General features: G+C 36.2%; 22 protein-coding genes and 1 pseudogene. 2 read left to right on the forward strand and 21 right to left on the reverse strand.

Annotated features, from left to right (window positions below; translation table 11 throughout):
• Nucleotides 1-2 precede the first annotated feature (2 nt).
• The 12 genes from rsmB to TEPIDINF_RS05575 form a co-directional block, all read right to left on the reverse strand.
• Entirely contained in the window at nucleotides 3-1,364 is a 1,362-nt protein-coding gene (gene rsmB / locus TEPIDINF_RS05520; protein ID WP_421692144.1) for a 16S rRNA (cytosine(967)-C(5))-methyltransferase RsmB, read from the reverse strand.
• Nucleotides 1,342-2,298 (reverse strand): methionyl-tRNA formyltransferase, encoded by a 957-nt coding sequence (fmt, locus tag TEPIDINF_RS05525; protein ID WP_068724572.1) that lies wholly within the window; start codon nucleotides 2,296-2,298, stop codon nucleotides 1,342-1,344. Before fmt ends, rsmB begins: the two co-directional genes overlap by 23 nt.
• An 11-nt stretch (nucleotides 2,299-2,309) precedes the next feature.
• Entirely contained in the window at nucleotides 2,310-2,774 is a 465-nt protein-coding gene (def, locus tag TEPIDINF_RS05530) for a peptide deformylase (protein ID WP_068724575.1), read from the reverse strand.
• Nucleotides 2,775-2,786: 12 nt separating this feature from the next.
• Nucleotides 2,787-5,210: a primosomal protein N' gene (gene priA, locus TEPIDINF_RS05535; RefSeq protein WP_069799637.1), complete on the reverse strand. Its 2,424-nt coding sequence runs from the start codon at nucleotides 5,208-5,210 to the stop codon at nucleotides 2,787-2,789.
• Nucleotides 5,211-5,216: 6 nt separating this feature from the next.
• Complete coding sequence (coaBC, locus tag TEPIDINF_RS05540; protein ID WP_069799635.1) at nucleotides 5,217-6,416, reverse strand: bifunctional phosphopantothenoylcysteine decarboxylase/phosphopantothenate--cysteine ligase CoaBC; 1,200 nt, start codon at nucleotides 6,414-6,416, stop codon at nucleotides 5,217-5,219.
• Nucleotides 6,417-6,521: 105 nt separating this feature from the next.
• Nucleotides 6,522-6,716, reverse strand: a complete 195-nt coding sequence (rpoZ, locus tag TEPIDINF_RS05545) for a DNA-directed RNA polymerase subunit omega (RefSeq protein ID WP_068724579.1) — start codon at nucleotides 6,714-6,716, stop codon at nucleotides 6,522-6,524.
• Nucleotides 6,716-7,333, reverse strand: a complete 618-nt coding sequence (gmk, locus tag TEPIDINF_RS05550) for a guanylate kinase (RefSeq protein ID WP_068724582.1) — start codon at nucleotides 7,331-7,333, stop codon at nucleotides 6,716-6,718. Before gmk ends, rpoZ begins: the two co-directional genes overlap by 1 nt.
• A gap of 16 nt (nucleotides 7,334-7,349) precedes the next feature.
• Nucleotides 7,350-7,610, reverse strand: coding sequence for an extracellular matrix/biofilm regulator RemA (gene remA, locus TEPIDINF_RS05555; RefSeq protein WP_068724584.1), 261 nt, complete (start codon nucleotides 7,608-7,610; stop codon nucleotides 7,350-7,352).
• 33 nt (nucleotides 7,611-7,643) lie between these two features.
• Nucleotides 7,644-8,525: a YicC/YloC family endoribonuclease gene (locus TEPIDINF_RS05560; protein WP_421691503.1), complete on the reverse strand. Its 882-nt coding sequence runs from the start codon at nucleotides 8,523-8,525 to the stop codon at nucleotides 7,644-7,646.
• 157 nt (nucleotides 8,526-8,682) lie between these two features.
• Nucleotides 8,683-9,921, reverse strand: coding sequence for an LL-diaminopimelate aminotransferase (locus tag TEPIDINF_RS05565; protein WP_421691504.1), 1,239 nt, complete (start codon nucleotides 9,919-9,921; stop codon nucleotides 8,683-8,685).
• A 12-nt stretch (nucleotides 9,922-9,933) separates the two neighbouring features.
• Complete coding sequence (dapF, locus tag TEPIDINF_RS05570) at nucleotides 9,934-10,779, reverse strand: diaminopimelate epimerase (RefSeq protein WP_421691505.1); 846 nt, start codon at nucleotides 10,777-10,779, stop codon at nucleotides 9,934-9,936.
• 77 nt (nucleotides 10,780-10,856) lie between these two features.
• A complete protein-coding gene (locus TEPIDINF_RS05575) occupies nucleotides 10,857-13,589 on the reverse strand; it encodes a calcium-transporting P-type ATPase, PMR1-type (protein WP_421691506.1) in 2,733 nt (910 codons plus the stop codon).
• 193 nt (nucleotides 13,590-13,782) lie between these two features.
• Between TEPIDINF_RS05575 and TEPIDINF_RS05580 the strand changes: the two genes are divergently transcribed.
• On the forward strand, nucleotides 13,783-15,492 hold the full coding sequence (locus tag TEPIDINF_RS05580; protein ID WP_421691507.1) for an Rqc2 family fibronectin-binding protein: 1,710 nt from the start codon (nucleotides 13,783-13,785) through the stop codon (nucleotides 15,490-15,492).
• A 47-nt stretch (nucleotides 15,493-15,539) separates the two neighbouring features.
• On the opposite strand, the gene ytvI is transcribed toward TEPIDINF_RS05580, so the two are convergent.
• From ytvI to TEPIDINF_RS05595, 3 genes are all read right to left on the reverse strand, one after another.
• Nucleotides 15,540-16,631 carry a sporulation integral membrane protein YtvI gene (ytvI, locus tag TEPIDINF_RS05585; RefSeq protein ID WP_421691508.1) on the reverse strand — a complete coding sequence of 364 codons (1,092 nt, stop codon included), beginning with the start codon at nucleotides 16,629-16,631 and terminating at the stop codon, nucleotides 15,540-15,542.
• A gap of 196 nt (nucleotides 16,632-16,827) precedes the next feature.
• The gene (locus tag TEPIDINF_RS05590) at nucleotides 16,828-17,721 is read right to left on the reverse strand and encodes a DMT family transporter (RefSeq protein ID WP_421691509.1); all 894 of its coding nucleotides are present in this window, start codon (nucleotides 17,719-17,721) and stop codon (nucleotides 16,828-16,830) included.
• Nucleotides 17,722-17,725: 4 nt separating this feature from the next.
• Nucleotides 17,726-18,661, reverse strand: coding sequence for a TIGR01777 family oxidoreductase (locus TEPIDINF_RS05595; protein ID WP_421691510.1), 936 nt, complete (start codon nucleotides 18,659-18,661; stop codon nucleotides 17,726-17,728).
• 672 nt (nucleotides 18,662-19,333) lie between these two features.
• Between TEPIDINF_RS05595 and TEPIDINF_RS05600 the strand changes: the two genes are divergently transcribed.
• Nucleotides 19,334-19,540, forward strand: coding sequence for a hypothetical protein (locus TEPIDINF_RS05600; RefSeq protein WP_421691511.1), 207 nt, complete (start codon nucleotides 19,334-19,336; stop codon nucleotides 19,538-19,540).
• A 48-nt stretch (nucleotides 19,541-19,588) separates the two neighbouring features.
• Here TEPIDINF_RS05600 and TEPIDINF_RS05605 read toward each other — a convergent pair.
• The 6 genes and pseudogenes from TEPIDINF_RS05605 to TEPIDINF_RS05630 all read right to left on the reverse strand — a co-directional run.
• Nucleotides 19,589-19,729: pseudogene (locus TEPIDINF_RS05605) on the reverse strand (peptide-methionine (R)-S-oxide reductase); the annotation flags it as partial.
• A gap of 212 nt (nucleotides 19,730-19,941) precedes the next feature.
• Entirely contained in the window at nucleotides 19,942-20,025 is an 84-nt protein-coding gene (locus tag TEPIDINF_RS05610; RefSeq protein WP_220126426.1) for a putative holin-like toxin, read from the reverse strand.
• A 606-nt stretch (nucleotides 20,026-20,631) separates the two neighbouring features.
• Nucleotides 20,632-21,138, reverse strand: coding sequence for a GNAT family N-acetyltransferase (locus TEPIDINF_RS05615; protein ID WP_421691512.1), 507 nt, complete (start codon nucleotides 21,136-21,138; stop codon nucleotides 20,632-20,634).
• 329 nt (nucleotides 21,139-21,467) lie between these two features.
• Entirely contained in the window at nucleotides 21,468-22,049 is a 582-nt protein-coding gene (gene pyrE, locus TEPIDINF_RS05620) for an orotate phosphoribosyltransferase (RefSeq protein WP_421691513.1), read from the reverse strand.
• Between the two features lie 53 nt (nucleotides 22,050-22,102).
• On the reverse strand, nucleotides 22,103-22,885 hold the full coding sequence (pyrF, locus tag TEPIDINF_RS05625; RefSeq protein WP_255421887.1) for an orotidine-5'-phosphate decarboxylase: 783 nt from the start codon (nucleotides 22,883-22,885) through the stop codon (nucleotides 22,103-22,105).
• Nucleotides 22,882-23,832: a dihydroorotate dehydrogenase gene (locus tag TEPIDINF_RS05630; RefSeq protein ID WP_421691514.1), complete on the reverse strand. Its 951-nt coding sequence runs from the start codon at nucleotides 23,830-23,832 to the stop codon at nucleotides 22,882-22,884. Before TEPIDINF_RS05630 ends, pyrF begins: the two co-directional genes overlap by 4 nt.

Here is a 23,832-nt window from a genome sequence, read left to right on the forward strand (position 1 = left end):
CACTACTTTATTCTAAGGATCCGACTAATGAAAAAGCCATCGCTATCAAAGTAATGAGGTAGAATTTGAATCATTCCTTGTCTTGTATCTAGTTTCTCATTGATCGCCTTTGGTAATACATTGGCAATCTGCTGATCTAGCCTGAAGTCCGAATGTTGTTCTATAAACTCTCCCACTATTTTTTGATTCTCCTCAGTAGTCATTGTACAAGTACTATATACGAGAATCCCGCCTGGTTTTAATAAAAGAGATACGTTTTTTAAAATATCTTTTTGAATCTTCGTCAATTCTTCAATATCTGTTTCTGCTTTAACCCATTTTAAATCAGGTTTCCTACGTATAACCCCTAATCCAGAACAAGGAACATCTAATAGAATACGATCAAACACTTGTCCAAATTGTTCTTTGATTTTCCTAGCATCCGAATGAAGGGTTTCAATGATATGTAAGCCAAGTCTTTCTTGTTGTTCTTCAATCAATTTGATTTTATGTTTATGTAAATCCGCTGCAATAATTTTCCCTTGATTTTGCATGAGTTCTGCTAGATGTGTCGTTTTTCCTCCTGGAGCAGCTGCAGCATCAAGAACGAACATACCGGGTTTTGGGTCTACTACATGTGCAACAAGCATTGAGCTTTCATCCTGAATAGTAAAATACCCATCTTTGTACCAATGGGTAATTGCAAGATTGCCTCTACCTTTTACTCGAATCCCTTGTTCTGATAGAGGAGATGGAAGAACTTCTGTGTCCTCTCCTAATTCCTCTTTTATTTTTTCCATCATTTCATCCCTAGTAATCTTTAAAGGATTAACCCGAATTGAAGTATGGGGAGCTATGTTGTTAGAGCGACAAACTTCTTCTGCTTCTTCTATGCCATAATCACGAATCAACCGTTCCACTAACCAATCAGGGTGAGAATGCTCGAGAGCAATACGTTTCACATCGTTCAAATCAGTAGGAAATCGAATCTGATCTTTATTCCGAATGATGTTTCTTAACACACCGTTTACCAAGCTAGCGATCCCTTTGTGCCCTTTTTTCTTTGCAAGATTAACTGCTTCATTTACAATTGCATGTACAGGAACTCGGTCTAGATACCATATTTGGTAAACACTTAAACGAAGCAAACTTCGGACCCAGCTTTCTAATTTACTGGTCTTTAAAAAAGGTTGTAGAATCCAATCAATTGTATTTAGATGCTGAATCGTACCATAAATCAACTCTGTAGCAAAATTAGCATCTACTCGAGATAAATTGGCCTCTTTTAGCGCTTGATTGAGTTGTAGATTACTATAGGCTTTATCTTTATCGACTTTGGTCAAAACCTCTAAGGAAACTTCCCTAGCTGTCCATTTCTTGTTCATTGCTGTCACCCATTTTTTCTCCTTTTGCTACTGTTGTACCCTGTAAAAAAGAGCTGATATCCATCTTTCTTTTTCCAGCCGGTTGAACTTCCTTTAAGGCAATTGCCCCATTTCCTGTCGCAATAAGACATTCACCCTTGTCCACTAAAAGTACGGTACCAGGCTTTTCTTGATGGCTAGTATCAACAGGTTCTGCCCACCATATCTTAAACACTTCATCTCGAAAGGTGGTGAAAGCGACTGGCCAAGGATTTAAACCACGAATTTGATTATAGATTTCTCTATTCGTTTTATTCCAATTAATTCTTTCATCTTCTCTTTTTAATGTTGGAGCATAAGTTGCTAGTTCATGTTGTTGGGGAATGGGGTTTATTTCTCCGGACTCAATTTGTCTGATCGTTTCAATTAAAAGCTTGGAGCCTGCCTGACTTAATTTATCATGTAAGCTACCTACAGTATCTTTCTCTTCAATAGGAACTCTTACTTGGGTTAAGATATCTCCTGCATCTAACTCTTTTACCATATACATAATGGTAATCCCTGTTTCCTTTTCACCTTGAATAATACTTTGATGAATAGGAGCCGCTCCACGATACTTTGGTAAAAGAGAAGCATGAACATTAATCGCTTTGAACCTTGGCTTTTCAAGAATCGCAACTGGGATAATTTGGCCATAAGCTGCCGTTATAATTAAATCAGGTTCCCATTGCAATACATGTTGTATCGCCGTCTCCTCTTTAATTTTTACCGGTTGAAAAACTTCAATCCCTAATTGTTCTGCTAGTACTTTAACTGGTGGAGGTGTCATGATTTGTTTTCTTCCCTTTGGACGATCTGGTTGTGTTACAACACCTACCACTTGATAACCTTCATTGACTAAATGTTGTAAAGAGGGCACCGCAAAATCTGGGGTGCCCATAAAGACGATACGCATCAACTTCACTCCTATAGGTTTAAATCTTCTTTATAATATTCCTCTGCTAAGTCAGTAAATAAAATTCCATTTAAATGATCAATTTCATGTTGGAATGCTCTCGCCAATAATCCATGCCCCTCATAAATTCTCTCTTTACCGTTTCGATCCAAGGCTTTAACTTTCACATGTTCTGCTCTTGAGACTTTTCCTACTACACCTGGTACACTTAAACAACCCTCTGGCCCTATCTGAACGCCATCTTTTTCAATAATTTCAGGATTGATAAGTTCAATGAGCCCCTCACCTATATCAATCACAATCACACGTTTTAAAATAGCGATTTGGGGGGCAGCTAACCCTACGCCTTCTGCATCGTACATGGTTTCGGCCATATCGTCTAGTAACTTATGGATGCGTGGGGTAATTTCTTCTACCGGTTTGGAAATTTGTCTTAATAGTGGATCTGTATCTTTTAAAATCACTCGAATTGCCATTTGATTCCCTCCTTACATTAATACATAGGGGTCTACATCTATACTGATCAACAATTGCCGATCTTTCAATGCTTCATTTACATGTTTAATCGCTTGCTGAATCCATATCATAATAGATGATTCATCATTATATTTTATCATGCATTGAAACCGATATCTATCTTTTATGCGTGAAATGGGTGCAGTTACTGGACCCAAAACTTCAACATTTGCAGAAACCAACGCTTTCATTTCCCTAACTAGACGTTCACTTGCCTTCATGACGACCGATAGTTCGGGATGACTCAATTGAATCGCAATCAATTTTCTAAATGGAGGATAATCCATCATTTCTCGATGTTTTAATTCTTGTTGGAAAAAGGATTGAAAATCATGTTGACTAGCATGTTGAATACTATAATGTTCAGGCGTATAGGTTTGAATCACCACATCACCAGCCAATTCATGTCTCCCGGCTCTTCCGCCTACCTGTGTTAATAATTGAAAGGTTCGCTCTGCCGCTCGAAAGTCTGGTAATCGTAGCATTGTATCTGCAGCAATCACTCCTACTAAAGTAACTTTAGGAAAATCTAATCCCTTGGCAATCATTTGCGTACCTAAAAGAATGTCTGCCTCGTGTTTGCGAAACGACGTCAGAAGTTTTTCGTGAGACCCTTTTTTACTTGTGGTATCTACATCCATCCGAATCACTCTAACACCTGGAAATCTCCTTGCTAATTCTTCCTCTACTTTTTGCGTTCCAGTACCAAAGTAGCGAATATGAGAGCTACCGCATTCAGGACAATTTTTGGGTTCATGTTCAGCATACCCACAATAGTGGCAGCGTAAAACATGATTTGTTTGGTGGTAGGTTAAAGAAATCTCACAATGTGGGCATTTCATCACATAACCACAAGAACGACACATGACAAATGTAGAGTACCCTCTGCGATTTAAGAATAAAACGATTTGTTCTTTTTTGTCTAACCGATCCTCGATTTTTTCTTGTAGTGCATGACTAAACATGGACCGGTTTCCTTTTCTTAGCTCCTCCCTCATATCAACGATATGAATGGTAGGCAAAGCTCTACCTAATACTCGATTCGGCAATTCTACCAAATGATAACGCTGATGGATCGCTTCGTAATAAGACTCCATGGAAGGCGTTGCACTTCCAAGAATAACGGTCGCTTGGTGATAGTTTTGTCGCCACAAGGCAATCTCCCTAGCATGATATTTTGGATGTTCTTCTTGTTTATAAGAGCTTTCATGTTCTTCATCAATAATAATAAGTCCCAAATCTTTAAATGGTGCAAAAATAGCAGACCTAGCTCCTACTACAATTTTTGCCTCTCCTCGTTGAATTTTTCGCCATTCATCAAGTCTTTCTCCTTGAGATAAACGACTATGTAATACAGCAACTAGAGATCCAAACCTTCCTTTGAAACGTTCAACCATCTGAGGTGTTAACGAGATTTCCGGGACAAGAACAATCGAATCTTTTCCTTTCTCTAAATGATGTTCAATGACCTGTAGGTAAATCTCTGTTTTCCCACTTCCCGTTACTCCATGTAAAAGAAAAGGACTTTTCCTACCATTTTGGAAAGATTGAATGATTTGTTGTAATACCCCTTCTTGTTCAGCGGTTAATTGAACTTCTTTATCATGAAAATGGCGATCTTTGTATGGGTCTCTTCCCTGTTCTTTTTCAGTGATTTGCAAATAACCCCTTTTGATTAACGTTTGAACAGTGGAACGGGTCACTTTTAAAGTAGCTAGAAGGAAAGCCAACTCCATTTCTTCAGCTTGATTGATTAAAAAGTACTCCAAAATCTGTCTTTGCTTTGTTGCCTGTTTTGGAAAACTGGAGATTTCTAAAAGTAATTGCTCTGATGGCATCTTCAATTGAACAACATTTATTTTTTTCTTTGTTGCCTTATTTTTGATTTGTTTATCTAGTCTTAGTACCTCTTTTTTGATCAAAGATTTAAGCAGATGAGATCGATCAGGAAATTGTTTTAAAAGTTGCGATTGTTTAACTGGTTCATTCTCACTAACCCAGTGTTTAATCTCTAATTCTTCTCTAGAGAGTTGACCTTCTTCCTCATTTTCACCAATGGATATCGCTTGCTCTATTTTTGTTTTAAGTGCTGATGGGAGTAACATTTGCATCGTTCTAAAAAGATGACTTGTATAATATTGACTCATCCATTTTCCTAATTCGATTAACTCCGTTGTAAAGGATGGCTCAAGGTCCAAAACTTCTTTAATAGGCCTCACTTGCTTCACGTCTGTTGAGGAATGAAGGTCAAGTACAAAGCCTTCTGTTGTCCTTGAACCTAATGGAACCAATACGCGTACCCCCGGTTCAACCCTTGATAACAAATGTTTGGGGATTGCATAATCAAATCCTTGGTGGGACAAATCCGGAATATCAATCACTACCGTTGCATACACTCTAAATCATTCCCCTACTATTCTTTTATTGATTTCAGTGAGAATATGATGTGCTAATTCTTTTTTGCTTAATTTTGGAAAGTTGATTTGTTCTCCTTTTTTTGTAATTACTGTAACGACATTGGTATCTTGTTCAAAACCGGCACCTTCCATTAAAATATGGTTGGCAACGATCATATCCATATTTTTCTTCAATAATTTTCCTTTTGCCTGTTCTAATAAATCCTCAGATTCTGCTGCAAATCCTACAAAAAATTGGTCATTTCTTTTCCGTTCCCCTACTTCTAAAGCAATATCTTTGGTTCTCTCCATCTCAATCACCCAGGAACCTTCTTTTTTCTTAAATTTATGTGGGTAAACTTCTTTTGGACGATAGTCGGCAACTGCAGCTGTTTTAATAATCACATCCGCCTGATTAAGCTGGTTCATCACCGCTAAATACATCTCTTCAGCAGATTCAACGGAAATAAAATGTGCACCAGCGGGTGGAAGAAGATTGCTTTTTCCAGAGATTAGAATTACTTCGCCCCCCCGTTCTAATACAGCTTCTGCCAAAGCATACCCCATTTTTCCTGTAGATCGATTGGTAAAGTAACGAATCGGGTCAATTTTTTCCCTTGTCGCACCAGCAGTAATTAAGAATTTTTTCCCTTTTAAATCCTGCTTTTGATTTAGAAATTCCTCAAGCTTTTCTACAATAAATTCGGGTTCTGCCAATCTTCCTTTACCAACATAACCACAAGCCAACAATCCTTCTTCTGGCTCAATAAAGCGAATTCCGCGTGCTCTTAGTATTCTCATGTTTTCTTCAACTGCAGGATGTTGATACATATGTACATTCATCGCAGGTGCTATGAAGATTGGGCTTGTTACAGCTAATAATGTAGTTGTTAACATATCATCGGCAATCCCATGTGCTAATTTACCAATGACATTGGCTGTTGCTGGAGCAACCACGCTGAGGTCTGCGTTGTCAGCAAGATCAATATGTGAAACTCCTTTGGGGTCTTTTTCATCAAATGTATCGATAAAAACATGGTTTCTTGATAAGGTTTGCAAAGTGAGTGGTGTAATAAACTTGGTTGCTGATTCTGTCATGATCACTTGCACATTGGCACCTTTTTTGGTTAATTGACTAACTAAAGATGCTGCTTTAAAAGCAGCGATCCCTCCTGATATTCCTAATAAGATATTTTTCCCCTTCATTTTCAACGCTCCTTATGCTTACAAGGGAGTGAAATGACCCTTGTATTAAGGTGGAATTGAAAAAAATAACAACCAAGCGGGTTGTTATTTTTTTCAATTTCTTCATTATTTATTCTCTACAATTATTTTCTCATCATAGATCTCTTCTAAAGCTTTACCCACATACTTATTTGATTTTGCACGTTCAACAAGTAAGGGTTCTCCATCTCTTAATACTCTAGCTCTTCTACTAGCAGCAACAACCAAAGAATATTTACTATCTACTTTTTCTAATAATTTATCAATTGATGGATATAGCATTATAATTCCTCCTTTAACCATTGTTCATAATATGGTAAGATTCGTTCTTTTCGCAAACGTTCAGCTTCAATAATCGCTTGAATTCTTTTCACTGCTTTTGATACTTCATCATTAACCACTGCATAATCATAATGTTTCATCATTTGCAATTCATTTCTAGCTGCATTAAGTCGATTCATTAGACTTTCATCCGATTCTGTCCCACGATGTATAATACGATTTTTTAATTCAGCTAAAGATGGAGGCATAAGAAAAATAAAAATTCCTTCAGGATATTTTTCTTTTACCTTTAAAGCCCCTTGTACTTCAATCTCTAATATGATATCTTTTCCTGTTTGTACGGTTTGTTCTACAAAGCCCCTAGGAGTTCCATAATAATTTCCTACGTATTCTGCCCATTCAAGCAATTGATCCTCTTTTATCATTTTTTCAAATTCTTCGCGGGATTTAAAAAAATAGTTAACACCATTTTCTTCCCCTGCACGTGGTTTTCTTGTAGTGGCAGATACAGAATAAATAATATCAGGTTGCTCATGGCGAAGCAAAGAACAGACCGTGCCCTTTCCCACACCCGAAGGGCCTGATAAAACAATTAACATTCCTTTTTGTAAGAACATTTGAATACACTCCTAGCTACTCTTCACTCACATCATCTTTTGAGTTAAGGCGATGGGCAACCGTTTCGGGCTGTACAGCAGATAAAATCACATGATCGCTATCTGTAATAATCACCGCTCTTGTTCTTCTACCGTAGGTAGCATCGATTAGCATTCCACGATCTCTTGCTTCTTGAATAATGCGCTTGATTGGTGCTGATTCTGGACTAACAATGGAAATAATACGGTTTGCTGAAACAATGTTTCCAAAACCAATATTGATCAATTTAATAGACATTCTATGTACCCTCCTAAATATGATTATTTCCTATTATTCAATGTTTTGAACTTGTTCTCTTATTTTTTCTAATTCACTTTTTAACTCAACAACAATTTGGCTTAAGAGAAGATCATTTGCTTTCGAACCAATCGTGTTCATTTCTCGATTCATCTCTTGAATCAAGAAGTCTAATTTCCTTCCGATTGGTTCATCCTGTTCCATAATGAGTAAAAATTGTTGAAAATGACTTCTAAGTCTTGTAATTTCCTCATCGATATTTGCTTTGTCCGTAAAAAAAGCGATTTCGTTTAGAAAACGTGCCTCATCAAGTTCAACTGTATCATTTAACCAGTCAGAGATTCTTGTTTTTAACTTTTGACGATAATCCTCAATGACTTGTGGTGCTCTATTTTCAATTTGAATTAATAAATCCATCATTTTATGTACGCGCGAGGTCAATTCCTCATACAAAGCATTACCTTCTCGAAGCCTCATCGTCATTAAGCTTTGACAGGCTAATTCCACAGTCTTTAAAATTTCAGGAACAAACAGATCAATATCGGGAAATTCTAACTCGAATTGAATGAGTTCTGGGACTGTTAAAAGATCTTTTAAAACTAGCTGACCCTCAAGATTTAAACGTTTTTTTATCTCTTGAATCACTTTTATGTATTCATCTAACAATTCCCAATCTACTTTTATAGGTTGCTTTGATTGGTCATCCCTTCCGACTACAATGAAGACATCCACTTTTCCTCGTTTCACATTGGTTTGGATGATTTTCTTCATTTGTTCTTCAATGGCCATCCATTCTTTTGGCATCTTAAACATGATTTCATTATATCGATGATTAACAGAACGAATCTCTACTGACCACTTTAAACCCTGAAAACTAGATTCTGCTCTACCATATCCAGTCATGCTTTTGATCATCTATATCACATCCATGACATTATTCTAATCAATTTTAGATCATCGTACAAGTCTTTACGTATAAATATAGTCAAATATAGCGAAAAAATAAAGAAAACCAACCCAATAGGGTCAGTTTTCTTTGAAAAACTTCGTTATACGCCGCAAAAGAATAGCATTAAAATTCAAATTCAACAGAAGATAGACGATTCCTAATTTCGTTCATTACACGAAGCTCATCCTGCTCATCTTTGGCCACAAAAGTGACTGAAAAACGCACAAAATGACCTGCATCATCCCAAGGAACAGTAGAGATTAATTTTTCTTTAATTAAATATTGAGAAAAGTCCTCGGCTGTATTAAAACGTAATCCCCCTTTTATTCCTTTTGGTGCTTCTACATACATAAAGAAAGAACCTCTAGGTTTTTTTGCTTGAAAACCTAAATCATTTAAGGTATGAGCCAATAAATCATGGCGACGAGAATATTTTTCTGCAGTTTTTTCGGTAATTTCTGAATGCCTTAAAGCATAAATGGCTGCTTCCTGAATCGCAAGAAATTGTCCTGAATCATTGTTATCTTTTACATCAGCAAATGCTTTAACCAGAAGCTCATTTCCAGCTACAAATCCAATCCTCCAACCTGTCATATTGTAGGATTTGGATAAGGAATGTACTTCAATACCAACTTCTTTGGCTCCAGGAATAGATAAAAAGCTTAACGGTTTTTGACCATCGAAAACTAATGCGGCATAAGCAGCATCATGAACGACAATAATTTGATTTTCTTTAGCAAATTTAACCACTTTTTCAAAGAACTCTCTAGTAGCACTTGCCCCTGTCGGATTGTTAGGATAGTTCAAATATAATAATTTCGTTCTTTTTAATGTTTCTTTGTCAATTGAATCAAGGTCAGGTAAAAAGTCATTTTCTTTTAATAATGGAAGGTGAACGACTTCTCCCCCTAACCACTTGGTATGAGTACCTAAGATTGGATAGCCAGGAGTAGTCATAAGCGTTACATCCCCAGGATTGATAAAAGCACTTGGTAGCATCGATAACGCTGATTTGGCCCCAATCACATGAACTACTTCTTTGTCTGGATCTATTCCATCTACACCAAAAACATTTTTTAAGTACTCTGAAGCAGCTACTTTAAACGCTCTACCCCCATTATCGGCATATCCTCGATTATCAGGATTTTTTGCCGCTTCAAATAAGGTATGAATGACCCCTTCATCAGCCATTGCATCAGGTTCTCCAACCCCTAAATCCAATAATTCCACCTCAGGAAATCGCTCTTTTGCTTCTTTTTTAGCTCGTTTAATCTTTTCAAACTTATAAATCTCATTCTTCTTTCCATATTGGTTTCCACCAATTCTTTCCGCAAAAAGTTGTTGAATATAGCTTTCTGTCATGTTCATTCCTCCTTAAAATTCAACGGGAGTAAGCCAATTGCCAGTAAATACTTCCCTTGCTTCTCCTGTCATATACACTTTATTATCTTCTGAATTCCAAAAAACTTTTAAATCTCCACCTTTTAGATGAATGGTTACATCCCTAGAAGCTTGTCCAGTCAATACAGATGCTACCCCAGTAGCACAAGCACCTGTTCCACAAGCCAAAGTTTGTCCAACCCCTCTCTCCCATACTCTCATTTCTAGCTCTTTGTCAGATTTTACTGTTACAAATTCTACATTAGTTTTTTTCGGAAATAAGGGATGTGTCTCGATTTTGGGGCCCCACTTTTCTACATCAAAGTCTTTTGCATTTTCAACATAAATCACCGCATGAGGATTACCCATCGATACAGCTGTAAAGTGGAACGTAACTCCATCAACCTCAATGGTTCGATCCACGACTTGTGGATCATGAATAGCTGTAGGAACCAATTCGCCTTTAAGAATAGGCTCACCCATATCTACTTCAACGGTATTTACAATTCCCTCTTTTGTATGTAATTTTACATGTTGAATTCCTGCTAAGGTTTCTACACTTAACTTTTCTTTATTCACTAATTCGTGATCGTACACATACTTTGAAACACAACGAATCGCATTCCCACATTGTTCTGCTTCTGTTCCATCGGCATTAAAGATTCTCATCCGTACATCTGCTTGATCAGAAGGTAAAATAAAAACGAGGCCATCTGCACCGACACCAAAATGACGGTCACACATTGCAATTGCTAATCTTTCCACGTCTTTGGGTATATTCTTATATTTAGATACGATCACAAAGTCATTCCCAAGTCCATGCATTTTTGTAAATTCCATAAATACCATTTCCTTTCCTATAAACCAAATTGAAAGACTCCCTACTATAGTAAATTAGCAGGGAGAGTTTTTCTTGTTTATGCTTTTCTTAAAGAAAAGGCTTGCCTTGTAAACAATTTACCAATCCCAAAAGCTAATGTTGGTACCGCTCCAGCTACGGTTACGAGAATCCAATCAAATAGATTGAGTGGAACTGTTCTAAATATAGGTTGTAATGGCTCGATATAAATCACACCAATCAAAAGTAGAAGGGAGGATAATACCGCTAATAGCAAATACTTATTTTCAAATGGGTTGCGATGAAAAACTGAAATATCACTACGGCAATCAAAAACGTGAATTAACTGAGCCATCACCAATGTAGCAAACGCCATGGTTTGTGCTTTGGTAAGGTCTGAAGGATTTTGTTGTAATGTAATCCAAAAAACCCCGAGCGTGATCAGCCCAATTAAAAATCCACGACTAATAATTTTCCAACCTAAGCCTCGTGCAAAAACATTTTCCCGACTATCTCTTGGAGAACGATTCATGATGTTTTTCTCTGCCGGATCAACTCCAAGCGCAATAGCTGGCAACCCATCAGTTACTAGATTGACCCAAAGGATTTGGATGGGTACAAGGGGTAAAGGTAATGCCAACATCATTGCAAAAAACATCGTTAAAATTTCCCCTACATTTGATGCAAGTAAATAACGAATAAACTTCCGAATATTATCGTAAATTCCTCTACCTTCTTCAATGGCAGCTACGATGGTTGCAAAATTATCATCACTAAGGATAAGGGAAGAAGCCTCTTTTGCGACATCTGTCCCTGTAATCCCCATTGATATCCCAATATCTGCTGCTTTAATGGCAGGGGCATCATTTACTCCATCCCCAGTCATCGCAACAACATGACCATTAGACTGTAGTGCTTTTACTATTCGTAGTTTATGTTCTGGGGAAACTCGTGCATAGACATAAATATCTTCGACTTTATTCATAAATTCGGTATTAGACATATTATATAAATCCTGCCCATTTACTGTCAATCCACTGGGTGGAAGAATCTGTAGTTGTTTTGCAATAGCCATTGCTGTGGTTTGATGGTCTCCAGTTATCATGATCGTTTTAATTCCTGCTCGTTTACAGGTTTGTATTGCCTGTTTTACTTCATTCCTTGGTGGGTCAATCATCCCCACAATACCAATAAAGGTTAAGTTTCTCTCCGCTAAATCTTCAGAAAAAATGTTTTCACCCATTTTCAAATCTTTGTATGCAAAACCTAGATTTCGAAGGGCTTTACCAGCCATTGATTCAATGGCTTGCTTTACATGATTTTTTATACTTTGGGTTAAAGGAATCACCTTTCCATCCCATATGATGGTAGAACAGCGATCCAATAGCACATCAGGTGCACCTTTAACCGCAACCATTTGTTGATGATGTTTTTGTACCACCACAGACATCATTTTTCTAGTCGAATCAAAAGGGAACTCCTTTTTCCTTTGCCAGATTTGTTCTAATTCCTCTTTCCATAAGTTTGCTTTGGCTCCAAGTGTGATCAATGCCCCTTCAGTTGGATCTCCTTGAACCATATAATTTGACTTTTCTTTCTTCAATAACCCCTTCTTTTCCTTCTGCTCAACCAAGTGGGCATTATTACAAAGGACACCTATTTCTAATAATCTTTTTAAGGCTCCTTCTCTATCTGGTTTTATGGAATAAGAACTTTGATAAAATTCACCATTAGGGTCATAACCTGTGCCAGTTACTTGAATATCCTGACCCCCAATCCATATTTCTGTTACAGTCATCTTATTTTGAGTCAATGTACCTGTTTTATCTGAACAGATAACGGTGGCACAACCTAAGGTCTCAACAGAAGGAAGTTTCCTCACAATTGCTTTTCTTTTTATCATACGTTGCACACCAAGAGCTAAAGCAATGGTTACGATGGCTGGCAATCCTTCAGGAATCGCCGCAACAGCTAAGCTTACTCCTGCTAAAAACATGGCATAAGCATTTTGTCCATGCCAGATTCCAGTCATCACAACAACAGCCGTTAAAGCTAAAGAGAGAACAATAAGAATTTTCCCTAATTGTTCCAATCTTCGTTGAAGTGGTGTTTCTACTTCTTCTGTAGATTGGATAAGGTCTGCAATTTTCCCCATTTCTGTGTTCATACCTGTTTCTACTACGATACCTAACCCAGTTCCACGTGTAACTAAAGTACCCATGAACGCCATATTTTTTTGATCCCCTAAAGGCAAATCTTCAAACGTGATTGTCTCAATTTTTTTACTTACAGGTACTGATTCACCTGTAAGTGCAGATTCCTCTATATAAAGCTCATTGCTTTCAATCAATCGAATATCGGCAGGAATCCGATCGCCAGTTTCTAATTGCACAAGATCCCCAGGTACAACTTCAACCGCTGGTATCGTTTGAAGAACCCCATCTCTGATCACTTTCGCATGGGGAGCAGCCATTTCTTTTAAGGCTTGTAAGGATTTTTCTGCACGAAATTCTTGAATAAAACCAAGAATGGCATTTAAAATTACAATCGCGATAATCGTAATCGCATCCGTATATTCTCCTAACAACCCTGAGATTAAAGTTGCAACAAGAAGGACTAAAACCATAAAATCTTTAAACTGATTAAAAAAGATGGAGAGTGGTGAAATTGCCTCTGCTTGTTGTAATTGATTTAGTCCGTGCTCTTCTAATAATTTTTCGGCTCTTTTTGTTGATAACCCAGTTTCTTTTTTGACGTGGAAAACATCCAAAATCATTTCATATGGTATGGTGTGCCATTTCTGTTTTGTCACTTCATTCCCTCCTTGAACTTCCCTCATCATCGTAACTTTATTCAGACGAGCTTTAAAAAATTCCTCTCGATTTGTCCAAATGATAAAACTGCATTATACTTGTACAAGATAGTCCACAAAAGTGACGACTTCCTTCGAATCGTATTCCGATTACTTTTGTGGAGACCCATTATAATAATAGGGGTGAAAGAAAATGGCATTTGACGGTTTTGTCACTAGAGCTCTTGTTCATGAACTTTCGGAAAAGATAACAAATCAAAAAATCCATAAGATTTATCAACCTCATCAAACAGACTTAGTGTTTTTGATACGAGGTTTTCAAGGTAACCAACAACTATTGATTTCAGCAAATCCTACTTATCCAAGAATCCATTTAACTACTCGAAATTTCATAAATCCGGCAGAACCTCCTATGTTTTGTATGCTACTTAGAAAACATTTAGAGGGTGGTGTAATTGAACAAATCAGACAAGTTGATCATGAACGGATCATAGAGATCGATATTAAAACAAGGGATGAATTAGGGGATATTCATACGAAGCGCTTAATCGTTGAGATCATGGGTAGGCACAGTAACATTATTTTAGTTAACCCTGATACCAATTTAATCATTGATGGGATAACCCATGTTACACCAGCGATTAGTAGTTATCGCCAAGTCTATCCTGGGCGGGAATATATTGCTCCACCTGCCCAAAATAAATTGAATCCTTTAGAAGTTACCCAAGATCAATTTTTCTCAGTTCTTCAATTTAATGAAGGTAAAATAGAGAAACAGTTGGTTCAACAATTTACGGGCATGGGTCCATCTGTAGCAAAGGAAATTTTAGTTTTGGCTGGTTTACCTACAAGGGAAAATGTCTGGAATTCGTTTTCGAATTGGATGGATAAAATAAGGCAGCATGATTATCTACCAACCATTATTGTGAGTGAGGAGAAGACTGATTTTTCTGTACTTCCTCTTACCCATATGGCAGGACAGATGGAATCTTTTACAAGTATCAATGTTTGCTTAGAACAGTTTTATGATCAAAAGGCCGAAAGAGATACGATTCGTCAAAAAGTACTGGACTTATCAAAATTATTAAGCAATGAGAAACACAAAAATGAAAAGAAAATAGATAATCTCCTTAACGATTTGGAAGACGCAAAAAAAGCCGATCAATACCGACTTTTTGGAGAATTAATTACAGCCCATCTTCACCAAATCAAAAAAGGAGATCAAGAGGCAAATGTGATCAATTATTATGATGAAAATCAAAACAGATTAACGATTCCACTGGATCCTTTAAAAACACCATCTGAAAACGCACAAATGTACTTCAAAAAATATAGTAAGTATAAGAACAGTCTAGATTATATTGAGACACAGTTGGTTCAAACGAGAGAGGAAATTTCTTATTTAGAAACGATTTTAACCCAGCTTGAAAATGCAAGCGTTCAAGATATTGACGACATACGTGAGGAATTGATAGAACAAGGCTATTTAAGAGATAGAAAAAGACAAAACCGGAAAAAGAAAAAAGACCCAGAAATTGAACAGTTTATATCTACCGAAGGTCATCCGATCTTTGTGGGTAAAAATAATCGCCAGAACGAATATTTAACTCATCGACTAGCTTCCTCCTCCGATACTTGGCTGCATACAAAGGATATTCCTGGCTCTCATGTCGTAATTAAGTCGAGAGAATTTGGTGAAAAGACACTACTTGAAGCAGCAATGCTAGCCGCCTATTTTAGCAAAGCAAAACATTCTAGCCAAGTACCCGTGGATTACACACGAATTAAATATGTAAAAAAACCAAATGGAGCTAAACCTGGTTTTGTGATCTACGAGAACCAAAAAACAGTATTCGTCACACCAGATGAAAAGCTAGTTGAGACATTGAGAAGAAAAAAATAATAAAAAAGTATATTGCAAACGTATTAAAACGTTGCAATATACTTTTTTTAAACCTGTTCATATTCACCTTCAGGTAAGTGAATCCATCTTTTTAGGTATCCTTGCTCATAAAGGGCCTTGATTAGAATCAATAAAACTGGAGATAAAATAATACCTGCTACTCCAAATAATGATAAAGAGATAACCATAAATGAAAGCATCGTAAAAGCCGAAACTCCTAAAGAATCCCCCGTTATTTTCGGTTCAGCAATCTGTCTAAAAACAATCACAACAGCAAGTAGAACAGCAATCCAAATTGCGGTAAAAGTTTGTCCGACAATGAGTAGATAAATAATCCATGGAATAAATAAAGACGAGACCCCAAGTAAAGGAAGCAAGTCAAACAGTCCTGCCAACAAAGAAATAGAAAAAGCATTTGGAATCCTAAGGATTAGTAAACCGATAAAAATGATGATAAAAGTGAATGTAATTAATTTTAATTGGGCTTTAATATACAGTACGATTCCTTTAATGACATTTTCTTTTAAAAACCTATAGGCCTTTTTAAAAGTATTCGGGGTTTTCTCATTTGCAATTTTTCTCCAAACCGTAATCTCAATGCTTAAAAAATATGCTAAAATCACACCGATAACAAAATTGACGACTAAACTAGATAAAGAGGTAATCGAAGAAAAAATCGTTAATAAAACCACAGATAAGAGCTTTGAACCCTTTTCCGCAAAATCAATTAGGTATTGTTTTGCTTTTTCAACCACATCTGGCGGAAGAGCATTGATTTCCCCTTGAACCATATCAATCTTTTCAGAGAGTTCAAATTGTAACTGGTAAATATAATCTGGTATCATCTGTGATAAATGATAGATTTGTGTAGCAAAAATAGCTCCTAATGTAATCACAATACTTAATACAACTAGAATAAAAACGAGTGTAGAAATAGTTGTCGCTGTGATTTTTTTTAGTCCTTTTTTATGTAGGAATTTTGCTAAAGGTTCAATCATTAAGAAAATCACCAATGCAAAAAAGATTGGCTTGCCTATGCTATAAAGAAAACTAAAAACATACATGATTAAATAGACGGTTAGTACAATAAGGAATAGATCAAAGGCAGTCCGTCCATATTTTTTATAAAAAGATAGCATTCTGATTGATCACCACCGATATTATTCATTTCTATCTTTCCATTGTCAACGTAAAATTGTCTTTTTAGTCAAAATGGATAACTTTATCTTATTCTACTTTTCTACTTTTTTTCCTGCATAAAACTAAATACCCTTTTTTAAAAAGAATGATTATATAAAAATCATGTCCTTTAAAATAAGAGTTCATACCCATTTATTAATTCGACTGTTCTTTCTTAATTGAACCTTCCTGTATTAAAAGAATAGAAATAAGAATCATGAGAATTCCTGCCAATTGATGCCATGACAAATAATCACCAAATTGTAGGATTCCAATCAGGGTAGCAACAATAGGTTCAATGGTTGCAGTAATCGAAGCCCTACTAGATTCCACATAGGATAAGCCTTTAGTATAGAGAATATAAGCTAATGCCGTTGGAAATAATCCAAGTCCAATTATGTAGGTGAAAGCTTTAAAAGAAACCATTAAATTGAAAGACGTCCATATCCGGGTAGTGGGGACAAGGACAATACTCGCAAATACAAAGGTATAAGTTGTAATTGTCAACGGTTTATACTTCTTTAAAGCAGCTTTCCCAAAAATACTATATAAGGAATACCCTACCCCTGCCCCAATCCCCACAAGAAACCCATAGGTTGAGATCTGTGTAGATTCCATATTTGGCAAATATCCAATCACAAACATAATGCCAATAAAGGTTAAAAATAGGGAAACTAGCTTTTTCTTTGTAAACCATTCTTTAAAAATGATACGAGAAAGGATTGTAACAAAGGCAGGTGCAGTATAAAGGAGTATAGCGGCTAATGAAAGAGAAATCTCTTGAATAGCAGTAAAATAGCTCCAATTAAAAAAAACAATGCTAAAAATTCCTGTACCGACAAAATAAAAGCTATCTTTTAAATTTATTTTTAACAATGACCGATCTGTAAAATAGACATAGGGTAACAGAATCATTGTGGCCATCATTACTCGAATCGCAACGACTTCAATAGGAGATAAACCAAACTGATATAATCCTTGAACAAAAATACCAATGATTCCCCAAAAAACTGCGCTTAGTGCAATGAAAAGGTAAGCCCATCTCTTCATCCCTTCACCTCTGCTTACTCATGATATTCGTTTTCATTATATCGATGAGAGCTGATTCAACACTTGCAAATTGAAATTGAAATCCGCTGTCAAGTAATCTCTTAGGCAATACCTTTTGCCCTTTTAAAACCATGTCAGACATTTCCCCCAATGCTAAACGTAAAAAAAGTGCAGGTGTATACATCCAATAAGGTTTATTCATCGCCTTTGCTAAATATCTGTAAAAATCGCGCATTCTGACTGGATTAGGCGCTGTCGTATTGATCGGACCATCGATGGTGTCATTTTTAAGTAAAAATTGAACGGCTTTTATCAGGTCACTTAAGTGAATCCAAGAAAGCCAATGATCTCCTTTTCCAATGGGGCCACCAATATAAAATCTAAATGGTAATCCCATCTTTTCTAGGGCTCCACCATTCCCCAGCACAACCCCAATGCGCAGGATAACCACTCTAACCCCAAATTCCTTTGCTCGAATCGCTTCTTTTTCCCAGGCATTACTTACCTTTGCCAAAAAGTCTTGCCCAACACCATGATCCTCTGTAATCTCTTCATCTTCGTGCGCACCATAATAGCCTACTGCAGAGGCATTAATAAGTCCTTTAGGCTTCACTTGTAACTTTTCGATGAAGTCAACCAGTGCCCTTGTTGTTTCCGTTCTACTTTTTATAATTTCTTCTTTTCTCCTTTGCGTCCAACGGCCACTGCCAATCGATTCACCAGCGAGATTGATGATATAATCAATTTGATATGTTTTTAACAACGATGAGTTAGCTGCGATGATAGATTCCCATTGTAGGAGTTTCACTTGTTCACCTAACAAAGTCCTTGCTTTTGCTATATTTCTGGTTATAACACTAACATGATGGCCATCTTTTAATAGGGATTTGATCAATTCCTTGCCAACAAATCCCGTACCTCCAACAATTAAAATATTCATTAAATCAACTCACTCCCAAATTATTAAAGTTTCATCTATACAAAAAAGCTTAGCCATCTATAAAACCCGCGATGAACTAAGCTAATCTGTCTATTTCCTTATGTGGAATCGCTTGCTCCAAAACGACTAATCCAAAAATAGTTCACAATACGCTTGGCAAAAATCCATAGTAACAAACTTAAGAAGAAAAGAATTATTGGTCAACTTAATCGTTTGAAGTTGTGGTATGATGGAGCTGTAAATGCGATATCTTTTACCCCACTTTTCCTTTTTTATCATTGTATCATAAAGCAACTCATTATTGTCTAAATGATCTATTTTTTCTTTTAAAGTTTCTATCCATAAACACAGTAATAGCTTTATATTTTTCGTTCAACATATTTCTGTCATAAAAATTTTCGATAAATTTCTACAGATTAAATTTTATTTTTAATAGGAATATGAAGTTTAATATCGGGTTCATCAACTAAAGGATTAAAACTTCAGGATATTCTTCCAGATGCTCTAACGTTTCTTGGTATTTTCTTCTATCCATATTGGGGTTAATTGCATTAGCAATAATTTTTTTCAATCTTTACTTCCATAAAAACAACCTTTCTCTTTTTTTCTTCATGACAAAGTTGATAAAATTTTACTAATGATGATAAAATTGATTAAGGAGAAGGGATGTTGATGATAATGCAGGGATGGCTTGCTTTGATTATCTATGTGATATTAGTGATTTCTTCAATTGCTGCCTGGATAAACACCAAAATTATTTTAGAAGAAATTGATAAAATCAAAAAGCATATAGGAATGCCAGAAGAAAAACCTATTGATTCTCTAATTTCATACGATAACTTGAATGATGATAAAAAAAAAGGTAATGAAAAAATTTGACTATAACGAAAGATTGGTATTTAGCCAAGCTTTCAGCGTTTTCTATTCCTAATTTCTAAACAAAATAAGTAAATCTCCATATCCTTCACGTCCCATATCTTCTTTTGGGATAAACCTTAATGCCGCTGAATTAATACAATAACGTAGTCCTGTTGGAGCTGGCCCATCATTAAATACATGCCCTAAATAATAGTTCTATTTAATAAAATACAAATGTTTACCTTTTCATAACAAAATATATATGTTAACATTGTATTAGAAAATAATTTTTTGAATAAACTTGTAAAGACCGTAAATGTTAATAGCATCTACGGTCCATACAATAGATTGCCTCAAGGGCGATCGGCATAAATTTTAAGCATAGAAGTTAGACCTCTTAGGCTGCTACGCTCAAGGGAGGTCTACTTCTTTTTTAAGTAGGAAAGTAAGGCAAGGATGAACATTCCAAACATAAACATCAAAGCTAAAGCATCCTTAACTTCCATAGCATCACCTCCTTTCCGGAGATGAGCCAACCGCCCTTGAGAGCCGATTCTATTGCAACCATATTATACCATACAATTTAATACGAACATATGATTTTCTTTATTTTTTATCTTTATGTTTTTCTTTATAATTAAGCTTTATGGTTCAGCTGCTACAAATAAATAGTATCTCATTCTTTTCATTTCTTATAATTGCTACAACACTTGGCATAAATACTAGATCAATCCTATTTTATCTCTCAATTTTTATAGTATTCTGACATTGGCAAATACTATCCCCCCTACTTCATCCATGGTTTATAATATGTCTTATTCCTTTTATTTCTAAAAACCAATTTCATGGAACTGCTTATGGCTTAATTTGAAAAAGTTCTCTACAATCCAGATTAGTCTACTCTCAGTTAAATGAATATTGTATTCCCATGATTACTACAAAATCTATTATTTCTGTTGGAATTTTTTCATTCTCATGAAAATTAACTTGGATCATATTAAATCACCCAACTTTCAGAAAATGTTACTCCACTTAAACTTACCATACCCATCAAAAAATGCTTCATAGTCCATTTTTGTTTGAAAAAATACATTGGCTTGAGCCTTATCTCATTAAATTCCTACATCTCCTACTATTTTGCTTCTACGTTCAAGTAGAATTACATCACGCCAAATTCCATTTTTCATCTTACCAAGTTTTTCACGTCTACCAATTTCACGAAAACCACATTTCTTATGTATGGTTATACTTGCCACATTCTCTGGAAAAATACTAGCCTGTAATGTCCAAAAACCGTGTTTTTCAGAACACTTAACCAAATGCTCCAAAAGAGTTTTTCCAATCCCATTACCTCTGTGTTCTGAGGAAATATACACACTTACTTCGGCTACTCCAGCATAAACAGATCTACTGGAAACAGGACTCAATGCCACCCATCCAAGAACCTTATCTTTCAAACTAGCAACCAATCTACAGGTACTTATATGCCCTAAGTCCCATTTTTCCCAACTTGGAGCTTCGGCCTCAAATGTGGAGTTTTCCGTCTTAATCCCTTCGACATATATAGCTCTTACCTCATTCCAATCACTTACAGTCATCTCTCTAATTTCAAAATTCATTTACAGTTCTCCTTTTCTCGATAGATCTTCTAGTTCTTTTCCAGTATTTTCGGGTATAAAGTAACGATCGATTTGATAATCTACATATACGATATAATAATCTCCTTCTTTTTTCAAAACAGCGTACAAGTCCTTATCTTTAAATCTGTAAAATGATTCTTGTGATTTTAACTCATCTGGAAAAAGTTCTATCAGTCATTATTGGTTGGAAAGTCATTGAAAGTAATATTAAGACAGGAAAAAAAATGGCCAGATAATAAAAAAACTTCTTTTATTAACCAATTCTATATTCGAATGAATTTTTCCTTCATCGTAATCTACGATTACAATTATTTCAATTCACGACTACCTGGTTTTATTGCGGGATGCTTTCCTTCAAGACAAAGAGGGCATGATTCTTTTGAAAAAGATTCAACTTCCATTGAAAGCAGGGCATGAAAAGGATAACCAAAATCTACGTTTCCATTGCTTCGATCAACGAGTACTCCTACACCGACGACTTCCCCTCCTAATTGCTCTACAACAGAAATGACTTCTTTGACCGATCCACCAGTGGTAACCACATCTTCTACAACTAAAACGCTTTGACCAGGTTCAATTTGAAACCCCCGTCGTAATGTCATCTTCCCATTTTCTCTTTCACAAAAGATATTTTTGACACCTAATGCTCGTGACACCTCATAACCTACCAATATCCCTCCAACTGCTGGAGAGACGACGACATCAATTTGTTTATCTTGAAAAGGATCAGCTAAACTACTACATAGTTTTGCTGTAATCTGTGGGTATTGCAATACCTGTGCCATCTGCATATAATGTTTAGAATGACGGCCTGAGGTTAACAAAAAATGTCCTTCTTTTATTACCCCTGTCTCTTGAAAAATGGTTAGAATCTCCTCTTTTGTCATCATTTTATACCTCCTAATATTATTTAATGAAATTCTACTGTCTATCATCTAGTATCTTAGTATCTATCTTTTCTTCCTTTTAATCTTTTAATGATGGTGGCAAATACTTTCGCCGGATTTTCAGCTTCTGTTACAGCTCGGCCAATCACAATGTAATCTGCTCCCAATTGAAAGGCTTTTTCAGGAGTTGTGACTCTTTTTTGATCATGGGTTAGTCCTTTTACTAAACGAATACCGGGTGTAACCGTTAAAAAAGATAACCCAGATTGTGCTTTTATTTTTTTAACTTCTAATGGCGAAGAAACAACACCATCAAGGCCAGCTAGTTGAGCCAATTTGGAATAATGGAGAACAGATTCTTCTACTGTTGAAGGAATACCTATTTCATTTTGGAGCATCGATTGATCTGTGCTTGTCAATTGAGTAACACCGATAAGAAGTGGACGTTTTTGTCCAACCGCCAATGTGTTCTCCATTTGATTTCGTGCAGCTTCCATCATCTTCATACCACCAGCAATATGAAGATTAAACATATCTATCTCTAATCGAGTCAATTGAGCTGCTGTTTTTCCCACTGTGTTAGGAATATCGTGCATTTTTAAATCTAAAAAAATATTTAATCCTTGTTTTTTCAATTTTTCTATCAAAGGATAACCTGTTGCATAAAAAAGTTCCATGCCTACTTTAACATAGCGTAATTGTCCTTCAAAGCGAGAGATAAGCTCTACCGCTTCTGTTTGATTTTTGACATCAAGGGCGACAATCATTCGTTTTCTATAATCTTCCTCTTTCAAAGAGCCGATTTCCATTCTATCAACATCAGTCTGCTCTATCTTCATGCTAGATTCCACCCTTCTCCAGTAAGTTCTGAGATGTAACGAACACCCATTTCATCTAAGACACGATCTAAATCTTGAATCACTTTAGGCATAATATATGGATCGATGAAGTTTGCGGTACCAATAGCAACTGCAGAAGCACCAGCTAAGAAAAATTCCATTACATCTTCTGCTGTCATGATTCCTCCCATACCAATAATTGGGATAGACACATGTTTATAGACTTCGTAAATCATTCGTAAAGCAACAGGCTTAATGGCAGGTCCTGATAATCCTCCCACTTGGTTGGCCAAAATCGGCTTTCTGGTTTTTAGATCAAATCTCATCCCTATTAAAGTGTTTATCATACTTAATCCATCTGCTCCTGCTGCTTCAACTGCTTCTGCCATAGAGACAATATCTGTTACATTAGGTGATAATTTAACAAAAACCGGTACCTGACTAACTTCTTTCACTGCTTTTGTTAGATCATGGGCTGTTTTGGGATCCGTACCAAATGTTATCCCGCCACATTTTACATTAGGACAAGAGATATTGAGTTCGATCATGGCCACTTCAGTTACTGCAGAGATTCTTTTTGCTACCTCCACATAATCCTCTGTCATAGTTCCTGCTACATTCACAATAATCGGTACTTGGTACTTTGCTAACCAAGGTAATTCTTCCTGAATAACTGCATCGATTCCAGGATTTTGCAAACCGATTGAATTCAACATTCCGCTTGGTGTTTCAGCAATTCTTGGTGTAGGATTTCCTAGCCTTGGTTCTAAGGTTGTCGCTTTAACAATCACTGCCCCAAGTTGACTCAAATCATATAACTTTGCATACTCTCTACCAAAGCCAAAACAACCAGAGGCAGGCATAATCGGGTTTTTTAATTCAATCTTACCAAGCTTTACTTTTAAACGGGAATTCGTTTGATGATTTCTATCTGATGATAATTCCAT

Origin of the sequence: Tepidibacillus infernus (assembly GCF_048898065.1) — a bacterium.
GTDB classification, from domain to species: domain Bacteria; phylum Bacillota; class Bacilli; order Tepidibacillales; family Tepidibacillaceae; genus Tepidibacillus_B; species Tepidibacillus_B infernus.